Source organism: Winogradskyella sp., assembly GCF_016744625.1.
GTDB lineage: Bacteria > Bacteroidota > Bacteroidia > Flavobacteriales > Flavobacteriaceae > Winogradskyella.
In genome coordinates, this window is record NZ_JADGDZ010000007.1 from 60404 (window position 1) to 75735 (window position 15332).

The 15332-nt window shown below is 32.6% G+C and carries 15 protein-coding genes; 7 read left to right on the top strand and 8 right to left on the bottom strand.

Translation table 11 applies throughout. The features are described from left to right. The first annotated feature begins 99 nt into the window (after positions 1–99). The 7 genes from QZZ53_RS03085 (at position 100) to QZZ53_RS03115 (ending at position 6632) form a co-directional block, all read left to right on the top strand. Positions 100–864 (top strand): tetratricopeptide repeat protein, encoded by a 765-nt coding sequence (locus QZZ53_RS03085; protein WP_296381347.1) that lies wholly within the window; start codon positions 100–102, stop codon positions 862–864. 3 nt (positions 865–867) lie between these two features. Beyond that, entirely contained in the window at positions 868–1374 is a 507-nt protein-coding gene (gene ribH, locus QZZ53_RS03090) for a 6,7-dimethyl-8-ribityllumazine synthase (protein WP_296381351.1), read from the top strand. A 431-nt stretch (positions 1375–1805) separates the two neighbouring features. Then, positions 1806–2081, top strand: a complete 276-nt coding sequence (locus tag QZZ53_RS03095; protein WP_365940269.1) for a riboflavin synthase subunit beta — start codon at positions 1806–1808, stop codon at positions 2079–2081. Then, complete coding sequence (gene mutL, locus QZZ53_RS03100; protein WP_296381355.1) at positions 2081–3940, top strand: DNA mismatch repair endonuclease MutL; 1860 nt, start codon at positions 2081–2083, stop codon at positions 3938–3940. Before QZZ53_RS03095 ends, mutL begins: the two co-directional genes overlap by 1 nt. Positions 3941–3943: 3 nt before the next feature. Continuing rightward, the gene (locus tag QZZ53_RS03105; protein WP_296381357.1) at positions 3944–4714 is read left to right on the top strand and encodes a rhomboid family intramembrane serine protease; all 771 of its coding nucleotides are present in this window, start codon (positions 3944–3946) and stop codon (positions 4712–4714) included. Between the two features lie 2 nt (positions 4715–4716). Continuing rightward, positions 4717–5583 carry a rhomboid family intramembrane serine protease gene (locus QZZ53_RS03110; RefSeq protein ID WP_296381368.1) on the top strand — a complete coding sequence of 289 codons (867 nt, stop codon included), beginning with the start codon at positions 4717–4719 and terminating at the stop codon, positions 5581–5583. Between the two features lie 218 nt (positions 5584–5801). Beyond that, positions 5802–6632 (top strand): endonuclease/exonuclease/phosphatase family protein, encoded by an 831-nt coding sequence (locus tag QZZ53_RS03115; protein WP_296381371.1) that lies wholly within the window; start codon positions 5802–5804, stop codon positions 6630–6632. A gap of 2 nt (positions 6633–6634) precedes the next feature. Here the strand turns inward: QZZ53_RS03115 and QZZ53_RS03120 are convergent, their stop codons facing one another. The 8 genes from QZZ53_RS03120 to QZZ53_RS03155 all read right to left on the bottom strand — a co-directional run bounded on the left by QZZ53_RS03120 (position 6635) and on the right by QZZ53_RS03155 (position 15252). Then, a complete protein-coding gene (locus QZZ53_RS03120) occupies positions 6635–6943 on the bottom strand; it encodes a DUF6122 family protein (RefSeq protein ID WP_296381373.1) in 309 nt (102 codons plus the stop codon). 4 nt (positions 6944–6947) lie between these two features. Continuing rightward, a complete protein-coding gene (locus tag QZZ53_RS03125; RefSeq protein WP_296381375.1) occupies positions 6948–7559 on the bottom strand; it encodes a WbqC family protein in 612 nt (203 codons plus the stop codon). 67 nt (positions 7560–7626) lie between these two features. Next, positions 7627–9231: a signal peptidase I gene (gene lepB / locus QZZ53_RS03130; protein WP_296381377.1), complete on the bottom strand. Its 1605-nt coding sequence runs from the start codon at positions 9229–9231 to the stop codon at positions 7627–7629. A 63-nt stretch (positions 9232–9294) separates the two neighbouring features. Continuing rightward, positions 9295–9996 (bottom strand): 4-hydroxy-tetrahydrodipicolinate reductase, encoded by a 702-nt coding sequence (gene dapB, locus QZZ53_RS03135; RefSeq protein WP_296381378.1) that lies wholly within the window; start codon positions 9994–9996, stop codon positions 9295–9297. 1 nt (position 9997) lies between these two features. Further along, complete coding sequence (locus tag QZZ53_RS03140; protein WP_296381380.1) at positions 9998–10600, bottom strand: DUF5683 domain-containing protein; 603 nt, start codon at positions 10598–10600, stop codon at positions 9998–10000. Continuing rightward, positions 10590–11492, bottom strand: coding sequence for a ParB/RepB/Spo0J family partition protein (locus QZZ53_RS03145; RefSeq protein WP_296381382.1), 903 nt, complete (start codon positions 11490–11492; stop codon positions 10590–10592). The genes QZZ53_RS03140 and QZZ53_RS03145 overlap by 11 nt, the downstream gene beginning before the upstream one ends. After that, entirely contained in the window at positions 11492–12259 is a 768-nt protein-coding gene (locus QZZ53_RS03150; protein WP_296381384.1) for an AAA family ATPase, read from the bottom strand. The genes QZZ53_RS03145 and QZZ53_RS03150 overlap by 1 nt, the downstream gene beginning before the upstream one ends. Positions 12260–12393: 134 nt before the next feature. Next, the gene (locus QZZ53_RS03155) at positions 12394–15252 is read right to left on the bottom strand and encodes an insulinase family protein (RefSeq protein WP_296381386.1); all 2859 of its coding nucleotides are present in this window, start codon (positions 15250–15252) and stop codon (positions 12394–12396) included. Between the last annotated feature and the right edge of the window lie 80 nt (positions 15253–15332).

Sequence of the window (15332 nt, forward strand, 5' to 3'; positions counted from 1 at the left end):
GCATTATTGTTCTTCAAAGATTATTCAAAAATAACAAATAAATAGGCTTTTAATTCCCATAAAAAATTTTATTTTTGCGCACGCACAAATAGACAAGATATGGCTACATATAAGAAAAGAGGCTACAAACCTAAAACGAAGAAAGAGAAAGAAGAAGTTGTTGAGGAAAACTCAACTACAGCTGAAGTATTTAATACTTTAGATGAAGGTGCTTCTAAAACAGAGGAGTGGGTAGTTAAAAACCAAAAATATATTATTGGTTTCATTGGAGCTGTGGCTTTAGTGGTTTTATGTTATTTAGGTTACAATAAATTTGTAGCTGAACCACAAGAAAAAGACGCTATGAACGAAATGTACACAGCGAAAAAGTATTTTGATGATGCTGTAAGTGGTGTTTCATCAGATTCTCTTTATAACATGGCTTTAAACGGTGGTGAAGGAAAGTATGGTATGTTAGATATCATCAATGAATATGGAGGGACACCAGCTGCTAATTTAGCGAGCTACTATGCAGGTATGTCTTATTTGAATTTAAAAGATTACCAGAATGCTGTAACGTATTTAGGTGATTTTTCTAGTGATGATAAAATGTTAGGCCCAATCTCAAAAGGAGGTATTGGTGATGCGTTTGTACAATTAGACCAGAAAGAAGAAGCTTTAGAATATTACGAAAAAGCATTTAAGGCTAGTGTAAATGAATTTACAACACCTTTATATTTAATGAAAGCTGCACGTGTTGCTAATGGTTTAGGGCAGAATGATAAAGCTTTAGGGTATTTAAAACGCATTAAATCAGAATTCTCAACATCTACTGAGGCAACTCAAGCAGATGTTTTAATAGGAAAAGTAGAAGCAAGCTTATAGAGTATGGCTACTGCAAATCATAATTTATCGAACTACGATAAAGCTACAATCCCAAACGCGAAAAATTTTCGGTTTGGGATTGTTGTTTCAGAATGGAATGATGTTATTACTGAAGGTTTATGGCAAGGTGCTTTTGATGCGCTAACAGATTGTGGTGCTGTAAAAGAAAATATTGTACGTTGGAATGTTCCTGGAACCTTTGAACTTACATATGGCGCTGCACGACTATCTAAAAGTGTCTATGCAGATTCTGGTATGTTAGATGCTATAATTGTTATCGGTTGCGTTATTCAGGGTGAAACAAAACATTTTGATTTTGTTTGTGAAGGCGTCACTCAAGGCATAAAGGATCTAAACCTTAAAGGAGATATTCCCGTTATCTTTTGCGTGCTTACCGATAATAATAAACAACAATCTATTGATCGTTCTGGAGGTAAACATGGTAATAAAGGGACTGAAGCTGCTATAGCTGCAATTAAGATGGCAGATCTTAGGAAGCAGACTAAATAATAAATAGCAATCAGTAACGCAAGTAAAATTATTACAACAAAGTATTAGTGCTAATTTTTATACACATAGCGCTTTATACTTTATATTTCTCACTTAAGATTGGCATCCTTTTTGTTAATAATTTTAAGGAATCCTTAAGTAGTATTTTCTAGTATTTTCAGTACTTTTGAGATATATCACGTATAATTTATAAGTCAGCTTGTTTAATCAAAGAAAAAATAAACGCTTTAATTATAAGACACGTTTTCAGGATTCTAAAGAAATAGAGTCGAAAGACGACTTCGAGACTAAATGGAATGAAGTTAAAGGTAGTACTAAGCGCAAAGGAAATGTACTCACATCACTACCAGCCTTAATCATCATGTTAGTATCGCTTTTTGTTTTAATATATATTCTGGATGGATATATGAAATAAGGATATTATGGGATTCATGAAATTGAAAAAAAACAAGAAATTTAATTATAAACCGCGTTATTATAAAGGCGATGGTAATCCTTATGAGCTTAAACATAAGTTTGATGAGCATAGAACAACTATTAATCCTGCTAAAGGAATTAAAGGAAAGTGGAATGCGGCTTTAGATGATTATCAATATAATAGAGATAATAATGTAAATAGGCGAGTGCTTATTATAGTTGGAGTCTTGGTATTTTTATTTTTATTAGCAATTGGTTTCGACCTGACTATTTTCTTTCCAAAAAACTAATGACAGATATCATTCAACTCTTACCAGACCATGTTGCCAATCAAATAGCAGCAGGAGAAGTCGTACAACGTCCTGCTTCTGTAGTCAAAGAATTATTAGAAAATGCTATTGATGCTGATGCTACTGAGATTAAATTGATTATCAAAAATGCTGGTAAAGTTTTAGTGCAAGTTATCGATAATGGTAAAGGTATGAGTGTCACAGATGCTCGCTTAAGCTTTGAACGTCATGCGACTTCAAAAATTAAAGCTGCAGAGGACTTATTTCAACTCAATACCAAAGGATTTCGAGGTGAAGCTTTAGCCAGTATTGCTGCAATTGCTCATGTAGAATTAAAAACCAAACGTGCAGAAGATGAATTAGGTACTGCCATTGAAATTGAAGGTAGTATTGTGAAATCTCAAGAGGTTTCAGTGACTCCTATAGGAACTTCAGTGGCTGTAAAAAACCTGTTTTTTAATATTCCGGCAAGACGAAATTTTTTAAAATCAGATACAGTTGAGTTAAGACATATTTCTGATGAATTTCATCGTGTTGCTTTAGCGCATCCTAATATAGCGTTTACGTTTTATCATAATGGTAGTGAACTGTTTAATATTCCTAGTGAGAATTATAGACAACGTGTTGTTCATATTTTTGGGGCAAAGACTAATGAGAAATTAGTGCCAGTTGAAGAGGAAACCGAAGTGTTGAAAATATCAGGATTTGTTGGTAAGCCCGAATTTTCTAAGAAAACAAAATCAGAGCAATTCTTTTTTGTTAATCAACGTTTTATAAAAAGCCCTTATCTCAATCATGCGATTAAAGCAGCTTTTGAAGGTTTACTAAAAGAGGGTTATCATCCAAGTTATTTTTTGAATCTTACTGTAGATCCAAAGACAATAGATATTAATATTCATCCAACAAAGACTGAAATTAAATTTGATGATGAGCATACATTGTATGCCATTTTAAGATCAGCTGTAAAGCATAGTTTAGGTCAATTTAATATTGCTCCGGCTTTAGATTTTGAACATCAGAGTAGTTTTAATACTCCGTATAATTATAAAGATAAAACAGCTTCTGCTCCAGCAGTTGAAGTTGATAGTCATTTTAATCCATTTTCTGAAGATATAAGCAGCAGAAAGCAAACAATGGTTCAAAGAACAAGCCATAAACAGACACCATCTGCTTCATGGGAAGGTTTGTATGTTGGTCTTGAATCTAAAGGCAATAATTCTGGAGATGATTTTAGCCAAGTGACTTTTGAAAGTGATTCAAGAAATGAATCGATTTTCAGTGACTCTTCAATTGAAACTACTAAAACAACCTTTCAATTACAGCAAAAGTATATTGTTAGTACCTTAAAATCTGGGATGTTAATCATTGACCAGAATAGAGCACATCAACGTATTTTGTATGAAAATTTCTTAAAACACATTACTATTAAGGAAGCAACAAGCCAGCAATTATTATTTCCGTTGCAATTACATTTTACACCAAGTGAGACTAAAATCATAGATGATTTAAAAGTAGATTTAGAACATACAGGTTTTGTGTTTTCTCAACTAAATGAAGATGAAATCACAATTATAGGTGTGCCAGTTGGAGTGCCAGAAAGTGAAGTATCTATAATTTTAGAACAGTTAATTAGTGATGTAGAAAATGATGTGCCAGATGCTAATTTTAGTGCAACAGATTTATTGGCAAAATCTATGGCAAAGAGTTTAGCTATTAAAAATGGGCAATCATTAAATAGTACAGAGCAAGAACATATGGTAAATAGTTTGTTTGCCTGTAAGGAACCTAATGTATCACCAACCAATAGACCAACGTTTATTACAATGGCTGTAGATGATATTGAAAAAAAATTCATGTAATATATGAGACAAGGTATAACTGATGTAGTTAAGCATTTATTGATAATAAATGTGGTAATGTTTATAGGAACATTATTCATAGGAAACGGATCTTTTTATCAATGGTTTGCTTTGTATTTTCCAAAGAGTGAAATGTTTCAGCCATGGCAAGTACTGACACACATGTTTATGCATGGAGGTGGTTTCGTAGAAAAACTAAGTATTACACACCTTTTGTTTAATATGTTCGCTTTATGGATGTTTGGTACTGCAGTTGAACAGATTTTTGGATGGAAAAAATTTTTAACATTTTATCTACTTTCTGGATTTGGTGCAGCAATTATACAAGTAGCATTTTTATACTTTCAGTTTAATACTGGGTTAGGAATGTTATTAGAAAAAGGTTATCCATTATCTGATATAATGGCTGTATTAAATAATGGTAATTACCAACAATTGAAGCCTATTATGGGTGTTGATTCATATAATAGTTTCGTTGGAGCTTTTAATTCTACTATGGTTGGCGCATCTGGCGCAATTATGGGAGTTTTAGTTGCTTTCGGAATGTTATTCCCAGAGTCTAAACTGATGCTGATTTTCTTACCAATACCTATAAAGGCAAAGTATTTTATACCAGCAATTATTGCATTAGACTTGTTTTCTGGTATAACTGGTCAATCCATATTTAGTCCAAGTAATACAGCTTATATGGCTCACGTAGGTGGAGCATTTACAGGTTTTTTATTGATGTATTTCTGGAAGAAAAATGAAAAAGATAAATACCGCTGGAATTAATAATGAGCGCAATCAAAGATTTTAAATACAAGTTTAAAAGTTTCAATGCTTTTGAAAAGATAATTATTATCAATATTATCGTTTTCATTATCGGTCAGTTGATTGGTGTCTTTGGACGAACAAGCAATTCTTTGTCTTATTTAAGTCTACCATCCGATTTTTTTGACTTTATACTAAAGCCTTGGAGCATCTTTACTTATGGATTTGCCCATTATGGTTTTTTTCATATTCTTTTCAATCTTTTGATTTTGTATTTTATATCAAGATTATTATTGAATTTGTTTCGTCCAAAAATGGCACTGAACATTTACTTTCTAGGTATTATAGTTGGTGGTTTGGCTTTTCTGTTTGTATATAATGTGCTACCAAGTCATTTCTTAATTAAGACATCGAGCGTAGTTGGTGCTTCAGCAGGTATTAGAGCATTAATTATCTTTCTTGGAGTTTATATGTCTGAAAAAGAGGTCAGAGTCTTCATGTTTAATATTAAACTAAAATATATTGCTATCGCTTTAGTAGTTATGGATGTTTTAGGTTTGTTTACTTGGAACCAAGGAGGGAATGTAGCACATTTAGGTGGTGCTTTATTAGGTTATTTATATGCTGCTAAATTGAAACAAGGAAAAGACATTGGAGCAGGTTTTGAACGTGCTATGGATACTGTAATCAGTTGGTTTCAACCAAAATCTAATTTAAAAACAGTGCATCGCAAAAAAAGGAAAGGACAATATGCAGGAAAGACTAAAGACGAGTTTCATACGTTTAATAATCAGAAAAAGATAGATTTGATTCTCGATAAAATTAGTAAAAGTGGTTATGAGAGTCTAACAGCAGAAGAGAAAGAGTTTCTCTTTAAAGCTGGCAAATAATTAGATTCCCATTTTTATGGGAAATAAATATGAAGGGTTTAAAACTTGGTGGTAAATTTATGTTCGTTGTCAATTCTTTGGTAGCGTTTTTATTGCTTGTGTCTTACATTTTGCCTTACATACCACCTAAAAATTTTGCGACGCTATCCGTTTTAAGTCTTAGTGTACCATTACTCATTCTACTTAACATTTTTTTCTTTATATACTGGTTACTTCGAGTGAAAAAACAACTCTTACTTTCATTAGTTGTATTGCTTTTAGGGTGGAGTTATATCAGTTCTATGTATAAATTTTCGTCTTCTAAAAAGGTTGAAGATACTGGCAATATTTCTATAATGTCATTTAATGTAAGACTATTTAATTTCTTTGAATGGCTACCAAGCAAGACTGTAAAAGAAGATATTGTAGCGTTTATTTATAAAGAAAATCCAGATATACTTTGTTTGCAAGAGTATCGAAGAGGTAATCCGATTAAACTCGATGGTTACTATAATTTTAATGCGACTTATAACAGTACTGCTAAAGGTGGTCAGGCAATTTTTTCAAAATTCCCTATTGTTAATTCTGGTTCTCTAGAATTCCTTAATACTAATAATAATGGCATATTCGTTGACATTGTTAAGCTTAAAGACACAATACGAGTCTACAATTTACATTTACAGTCATCGGGTATTAAAGCAGATGTTGAAGCACTTAAAAAAGAAACTTCGGGTCATTTATTTAGACAAGTAGGAACAACTTTTAAAGAACAACAAGAACAGGTCGAACTATTCTTAAAACACAAATCTAAATGCAGTTATAAAAGCATTGTTACTGGCGATTTTAATAATACTGCCTATTCTTATATATATAAGGAAATTAAAGGTAACGATTTGGTAGATGCGTTTGAAGAAGCTGGTAATGGTTTCGGAAAAACTTACGATTTTAAATTCTTTCCATTACGGATTGATTTTATTTTGTCTGATAAGGAGTTTACTGTAAATGGGTTTAAAGCCTATGATGTTAAACTCTCTGACCACTATCCTATAAAAGCAACTTTAAAGCTATAAAATTACATTAGCCAACAATCTGCAGTATCTGCAATAATGTGAGCAATTAATCCTATACCGAATAAGCGCGTTTTCTTTGGAATAAGTAATATAAAGTAAACTGTGATAGCATAGTGGGAGTGGAGAGGATGAAAATTAATACTACAACGATTAGAATCGAATATTGGATTGGCCAATAAATGATCTAAATCAATAAGAAAAGCTAGTAGCATAATTAAGTATGCTTTGATCCAATTTTGTTTAAAAAATGACAATGCTATAATTAAAGGCAATCCAAAATGTAAACCATAATGAGCACAAAATTGTAGCATATGCTTAGAGCTTTTGATTTTTTAAATACAATTCAGTATTAGGCCCTTCATTAAACAAGATATCTAGAATACTCAGATTAGAAATAAATCCATGTTTTTCAATAAATACCTGAGTATAATATTGAAAGTCATTCACTTCGAAATTTCGATTGACTAATGCTCTATAGTCCGTTTTACCTTCTGACTCTTTTTCAAAAATTTGAGTTGTAGTCGTTGTAATTTTAAGCTGAAGACATTCTAAAAGTACTTCAAAACAGTTCAGGTTAAAATCTAAGATATAATCAAATTGCTTTTCAAACAAAGGCATTAAGTCATCGATGTAGAATTCAAAAAAAGGTGACATTCTGTAGGCAGATTGTAATGACTTTAAATGTTGTTGTTGCCAAGAGTTTTCATTTGCAATTTTTACATCCTTATATAACTGTCTATTTTTTTGAGTATAACTCACAGGAACCGTTAATGCGAGCTTTCCATTTGCACCATATATCTCAGTACGATTTCTATGGGTTTGCTTTTGATAATTGTCAGACACTTCAAAAAACACAGTATCTGTCTTTAGCATAGCTACAAAATGTGCTAGGTTAGGAAAATAAGTTGGGTGTATAAGACAATTCATTGTATCCTCTTACGGAGTTTATGTGAAACTGAACATTATATACAATGCTCAATATGACAGAATAGAATTATTTTGCCGCCTTCTTTTTCTTTCTCCACTTGTTAAAGAAAGTGATTCCAAAAATAAGAACTAAGAAAGGGATTAAATAAGAACTTCGTGTGCCACTACCACTTACAGTTGTGAAAATTCTGTCCCAACGGAAGCTCCAGTTTTTAATACCATCATTAATGCCATCAATACTCATCCAGATGAATACAGGCTTTCCAAAAACATGATCATAAGGTACAAATCCCCAATATCTACTATCAATAGAATTGTGTCTGTTATCTCCCATTGCCCAATAATAATCTTGCTGAAAGGTGTAGGAGGTTGCTGGTTGGTCGTCAATAAAAATTTGATTACCTCTTGTTATTATTTTATGACCTTCATATTCTGAAATAGCACGTCTATACAGGGCAACATTTTCAGTACTCAAATTAACGGTTGCACCAGCTTTTGGAATATACATTGGGCCAAAATGATCCACATTCCAATTGTAATTAGCATCTCTAGGAAAGACATCTTCTTTCTCTCCAGCTGCACGTTTTATAGGTGCTATTGTTGCTACTTCTGGATGTGCTTTTAATTTAGCAATCGCTTGGTCTGTAGCTGCAGGAATTCTAAATGAACCTTCAGTAGAACCATAACCCAATCCATCGGTAATATCATATTTTTTTAATATATCATAAATTCTGGCTGGTTGAAGATTACGTTTAAATGTGATGTCGTATGAAAACTGTAAATGTGATCTTGGTGGTAATTTATTTTGTACACCATTAATAAACACATAACCATTTCTAATTTCCAAAGTATCACCAGCAACTCCGACACAACGTTTAACTAGGTTCGTTTTTTTGTCGATAGGTTTGTAATAATTACGATCTGGTTTAAATTTATTCATATCCAGCAAAGTATCTGCTGGTTGGTTGAAAACAATAATGTCGTTACGTTCAATATTTTCAAAACCTGGTAATCTAAAATAAGGTAACTGTAATTTATTTATCCAAGATGTGTTTCGTTTTTCGAAGTTATCGTTAAATAAATACGATTTCTTTTTTAACACAGGAATAGTATCATGCACCATTGGTGCGCCAACAGTGGTCATTGGTGTTCTAGGACCGTAATGTAATTTGCTTACAATAAGAAAGTCACCAACTAATAATGACTTTTCTAAGGATGAAGACGGAATCACAAACGGTTGAAAGAAATATGTATGAACAATCGTAGCAGCAACAATAGCAAATAGGATAGACGTAATCCATTCTCCTGAAGAAGTCTTTGGTGTCAACTTTCTGTCTTCAGCATAATTTACATCAGCAACATAATTTAAATAATAAAGATAAAAACCTAAAGTAACAATGCATAAAAGTGCATCTAGTTTTTTATCTTTTCCAAAAGCTCTTGCGGTTTCTACCCAAGCTGCAGGAATCATAATTAGGTTTACAATGGGTAAGAACATTAAAATAACCCACCACCAAGGACGAGAAACAATCTTCATTAATATTACAGCATTGTAAACAGGTGCATAGGCTTCCCAAGCTTTTCTGCCAGCTTTAACATATAATTTCCATGTGCCTAAACCATGAATGATTTGTAAAATGAGTAAAAAGATAAACCACTGTGTCCAGCTCATAATGTTTTATTTTGTCTTGTATAGGTTGAAAATTATTTCAATTTGTTTCAAAATTTTGGCAAATTAACCAATGTTTAACACATCTTTCATGCTAAACACCCCTTTTTTATCCTTAATCCATTCTGCTGCAATAACTGCTCCCATTGCAAAACCTTGTCTGCTATGGGCTGTATGTTTTATACTTATAGAATCAATTTCAGAATTATAGGTGATTTTATGAGTGCCAGGAACATTTTCAATACGCTTGGCATCAATGTGAATTTCATTAGACTTTGGCTCATCTAATGTCCAATTCTTATATTTAGTGCTTTTGATTATGTGCTCTGCTAATGTAATAGCTGTCCCACTTGGTGTATCTAATTTTTGAGTATGGTGGATTTCTTCAATTTCGGTATCATAACCTTCAACAGTAGCCATTAATTGACTTAGTCTTTGATTAATCTCGAAAAAAATATTGACACCTAAACTAAAATTTGAAGCATATAAAAATGTGCCGTTTTTAGAGTTACAATAATCTATGATTTCATCATATTGATCTAGCCAACCTGTAGTGCCAGATATTACAGGAACTCCAGCATCTAAAGCTTTCTTAATATTGGTAACTGCGACTATTGGTATACTGAAATCTATAGCAACATCAGTATTTGAAAAATCATAATCCGAACTTTCATCAGACACTTTTAAGGAAATACTATGATTACGCTCTAAAGCGATAATCTCAATACTTTTGCCCATTCTGCCATAACCGAGTAAAGCTATATTCATGCTAAAATTTAAAATTGAGTGTTACTCCTAAATCCGAAGTATTTTCCATTTGGTTGTATTGATAATGCGGACTAAGGCTTAAATTTTCATCAACGTTAAACTGCAATAGATGTGCATCTACATTAGCATCAATAATATTTAAAGCATAAAGCCCAAATGTCACTAAAAGCGAAACTTCTTTATTTCGTCTAAACTGCTGTTGTGCTCTAACAAGACCATCATCTGAAATGGATGGAGTATCATTCGGTCCATAAAATTCATCATCCTTAAAACCTGCTAAACGTCTTTTGTAAGCATCTCTGTAACGATCTAATTGCTTGTCATTTCTCACGTAGAAATAAACACCAGCACCAATAGCTCCCCAAACAATAGGGACTTTCCAATATTTTTTATTGTAAGCTTGTCCTAAACCTGGTAATATGGCTGAATAAAATGCCGCTTTAGACGGTCTTAAAGGATCAATAGCTTTTTTAGTTAAGGTTTTGTTCGCTATAATAGAACTTTGATCTAATGCAATGCTAGTACTGTCTTTTTCCTTTTGAGAGAATGAATAGAGTGCTGAAAATAAGCACAGTAATAAAATGTATAAACGTTTATTTAGCACGTTGCACTAATTTTTTAATTCGATTAAAATCTTCTTCAGAATGAAAAGGGATTGTAATTTTTCCACTTCCATTCTTTGCTATTTTAACGTCTATTTTATGTCCGAAGTATTCCGAAAATTCTTTAACACCTTTTTTAATATATTTTGGGATATCTGTTGATGCTGAATCTGATGTTTGTTCTGAACCTGAATTTAAGCTTTTTACTAATTGTTCAGTAGCTCTTACAGATAGTTTATTACTAATGACTTTTTCATAAACTTCGAGCTGATCTATTTGACTTTCAATATTTACCATTGCTCTACCATGTCCCATACTAATAAAACCATCACGCATTCCAGTTTGGATAATTGGATCTAGTTTTAATAAGCGTAAATAGTTAGCAATAGTAGAACGTTTTTTGCCAACGCGTTCACTCATTTGTTCTTGAGTTAAACTAATTTCATCAATTAAACGTTGATAGGATAATGCGATTTCTATTGGGTCTAAATCTTGGCGTTGAATGTTTTCAACCAAAGCCATTTCTAAAGACTCTTGGTCGTTTGCTATTCTAATATATGCAGGTATTGCTGCTAAACCAATTAATTTTGAAGCTCTAAAACGACGCTCTCCCGAAACCAATTGATATTTGTTGAAGGCTAATTTTCTAACCGTTATTGGCTGAATAACACCTAGTTCACGTATAGAAGAAGCCAATTCTCTAAGTGATTCTTCGTTAAAGTTAGTTCTTGGCTGAAACGGGTTGACCTCAATACTTTCTACATCGAGTTCAACAATATTACCAACAACTTTATCTGCATTTTTATCTTCTGCAGAATTGATATCGTTTTCTGGATCTTTCAATAAAGCTGAAAGTCCACGTCCTAATGCTTGTTTTTTAGTTGCCTTCGCCATTACAATTCATTTTTTTTAATCAACTCTTTGGCTAAGCTCAAATAGTTTGCAGCACCTTTACTACTTACATCGTAGTTGATAATGCTTTCTCCATAACTCGGAGCTTCTCCTAAACGTACGTTTCGTTGAATAATCGTATCAAAGACCATATCACTAAAGTGTTTCTGAACCTCTTCAACTACTTGGTTAGATAAGCGTAATCGCGAATCGAACATTGTTAATAATAGGCCTTCTATGTCTAACGCTTCATTATGAATTTTTTGTACACTCTTAATAGTATTTAACAGTTTACCTAAACCTTCGAGTGCAAAATATTCACATTGAATAGGAATGAGTACAGAGTCTGCAGCTGTTAAAGCGTTTAAAGTTAATAATCCAAGAGAAGGAGCGCAATCAATTATGATATAGTCATATTCAGATTTTAATTCTGAAATAGCCTTTTTAAGCATGTACTCACGCTCTTCTTTATCAACTAATTCAATTTCTATAGCGACAAGATCGATATGAGCAGGTATTACATCCACATTTGGTGCATTAGAATTTACAATAGCATCCTTAGCAGGTTTTGTGTGTTCTAATACCTGATATGAGCCAATTTCAACAGCATCTACATCAATCCCTAAACCAGAACTTGCATTGGCTTGTGGATCGGCATCTATAAGTAGGACTTTCTTCTCTAGTACGCCAAGAGAAGCGGCTAAATTAACAGAGGTTGTTGTTTTACCGACACCTCCTTTTTGATTAGCAATTGCAATGATTTTACCCATTAAATGATTTGGTTTTTCTAAGGCTTAAAAATACAATTATTTACGGTTTTAGGAAATTGAAGTTGTTAACAGTTATTTCATAAAAAAGACAGCCATATAGACTGTCTTTGTTAATCATTGAATAATTGAGAATACTATTGTTCTTCTGGTAATAATACAGCTTTTATATAGCCGCCATTTAAATATTTCTTAGCAACATTATGAATGTCTTTTGTTGTTAACCCATTAACATTATTGTCATAGTTAACCACATTATTTAAATCACTTTTATTATAATCTGCACCTTTAATAGCAGATAACCAAAAACGATTTTGCTCTAATTGGTCTTTTCGTGTTAACAATAAGGCTTTCTTTACTTTGTCTAAATCTGTTTCAGTAGGACCATCTTTAACAATCTTCTTAAGTTCAGCTATTGCTGCTGCAGATAACTTTTCTGCATTTTCTGGTGCACATGGAAATGAAATACTAAAACTGAAACGACCATATGGTAATTTGCTAATAGAACCTCTTGCTCCAGCTCCATAAACACCACCTTCCTCTTCTCTTAATTTTTCAATTAATTTAATACTTAGAATTTCACCTAAAGCACTCATTGCTCTAGCTTCTTTTACATCATATTTAGCCTCTCCTGTATAAGTAAGACGCACTTGACTCTTTGGCTCAGTACCTTTATGATACGTAAACTCATGAGCTCCAGATTTAGGCCTAAATGAAGATGTTTTAAACATTTCTCGTTCAGAATTACCTGGAAGTGATGCGATATAAGTTTCAGCGTATTCTGTTATTTTAGCTTCATCAACATTACCGACGAAATAGAAGTTAAAATCACCAGCATTAGCAAAACGTTCTTTATACTTTTTGTAAGCTAAATCATAATTAGCATTGTCTAAAGCTTCTTCATCTGGGAAACCAGTATATCTTGGATTACCTTCATTAGTGAATTCCCCTAATGCAATTGAGAAGGATATGTTTGGGTTAGATAAAATGTTTCCTAAAAAAGCTTTTTGTTTACTGATATAAGAAGCAAAAGCTTCAGGATCTTTATCTAATTTGGTAAAGTATAAATGAATCATTTGAAACATAGTTTCAAAATCTTTAGGTGAAGCAGAGCCTCTCATACCTTCACTTAAACTACCAATAAAAGGACTTACTCTTGCGATTTTACCAGACATCATTTTTGTCATATCGTTTTTAGTTAATCCGTCGATGCCAGCTTCAAATACACCACGATTAGCACTTGCTGTTTCTTTTAAAACATCATCAGAATAAAGAGATGTTCCACCATAACTGAAGGCTTCAAATAAGATTTCATCATTTTTAAAATCTGTTTTCTTATAAGTTACTCTAGCTCCATTACTTAAAGTTATAGTTGTGGTTTCATTTAAAGCTCCCTTGTTGTTAGTTGTTGTACTAGTAATACTTCCTTTTTTAGGTTTAATAGGCATTAAGTTTTCACGAACAGCTTCGTCTTCATAATTTTTGATATCCGCTTTCTTTACACTATCTAATAAATCGATGACTTCTTTTTCGGTCACTTTTGTAAGACCCTCTTTCTTTGGTCCAGTAAGTATAATTAATCTATTGTCGTCGTGTAAGAATTCAGAAATTAAACTATTAGCTTCTTCTAACTTTATATTTGGAAGTTCTGATTGAGCATAGTTAAAAATCCATTCTATACCAGGAATAGGGCTGTCTTCTAGAAAGTTCTGGATATAACCACGTACAATTCTACCTGATTCTTCCTTGCCTTTATTTTTAAATGAACGTTCTAATCTTGCTAAATAATCTTTCTTTGCACGCTCTAATTCTGAAGCTTTAAAACCATAGCGCTTTACACGTTCATTTTCTTCTAAAAGTGTTTTAAGAGCATCTAATTGACCTTTTTCATTGGTTTGAGCAAAAGATTGATATGCATCTTTGTTACCTATAATACCGCCTTTATAAGAAAATCCATATATAAAAGGTGGATTAGGTTTATTACTATACTCAGCAAGTCTGTTGTTTATCATTTGATCAAAAAGCCCTTCAACTATATTATCTCTGTAATCTTGAACAGTTTTTGTCTTTTTCTTTTCTCCTTTATCCTTATAATAAATCTGAACTCGACTCCCAGTAGCTTCTTCATCCCATTCAATAGCAACAAAAGTACCTTCGTGATTTTCTGAACCAAATTCTTCTCTTGGTTTTGGGTTCTCTGGATTTTTTAGCCCACTGAAGTTTTCTTTTATCTTCTTTTCTAAAGTTTCGACATCTAAGTCTCCAACAGCAATTACGGCCATTAAGTTTGGTCTATACCAATCTCTTTGAAAGCTTCTTACACTTTCATAATCAAAGGTTTCTAAGTTTTCTTTTGTGCCAATAGGTAAGCGATCAGCATATTTAGATTTGTAGGCGATTTTATCTAAATACTTAGACTGCATTCTGGTTGCAGCACCAAGACGTGTTCTGTATTCTTCAATAACAACACCACGTTCATCGTCAATATCTTGGTCGGTAAGTAAAGCATTACCAGCCCAATCTTGTAAAATTTGAAACCCTTTATCTAATTTTTCTGGATCGTCACTTGGAATCGGAAGGATATATACCGTTTGGTCAAAACCTGTATAAGCATTTAAATCAGCGCCAAATTCTACGCCTATGCTTTGTAAGTAATCTACCAGTTCATTTTTCTTGAAATGGGTAGTACCATTAAAATTCATATGTTCCATAAAATGGGCTAAACCAACTTGGTCTTCAGTTTCTACTATAGAACCAGCTTTTAAAGCTAAACGCAATTCTACTTTGTCTTCTGGCTTACCATTATTCTGAATGTAATATGTAAGTCCATTAGAGAGTTTGCCAATTTTTACATCTGGAGTAATTGGTAATGCATCTGAGGGTACTGATCCACTAGTTTGTTTTTCTGGTGTTTTGGTTTGTGCATTTGCTGTAAACGTAATAAACAAGCAACAAACAAAAAGTGCTTGGCATACTTTAAAAAGTTTTGTTTTCATAGATTGATGGTTTTAAAGATTAATAATTGTAATTTTTATAAGAAAATTCCTCTAATTTAAGTATAAAATATTGAGAGGGA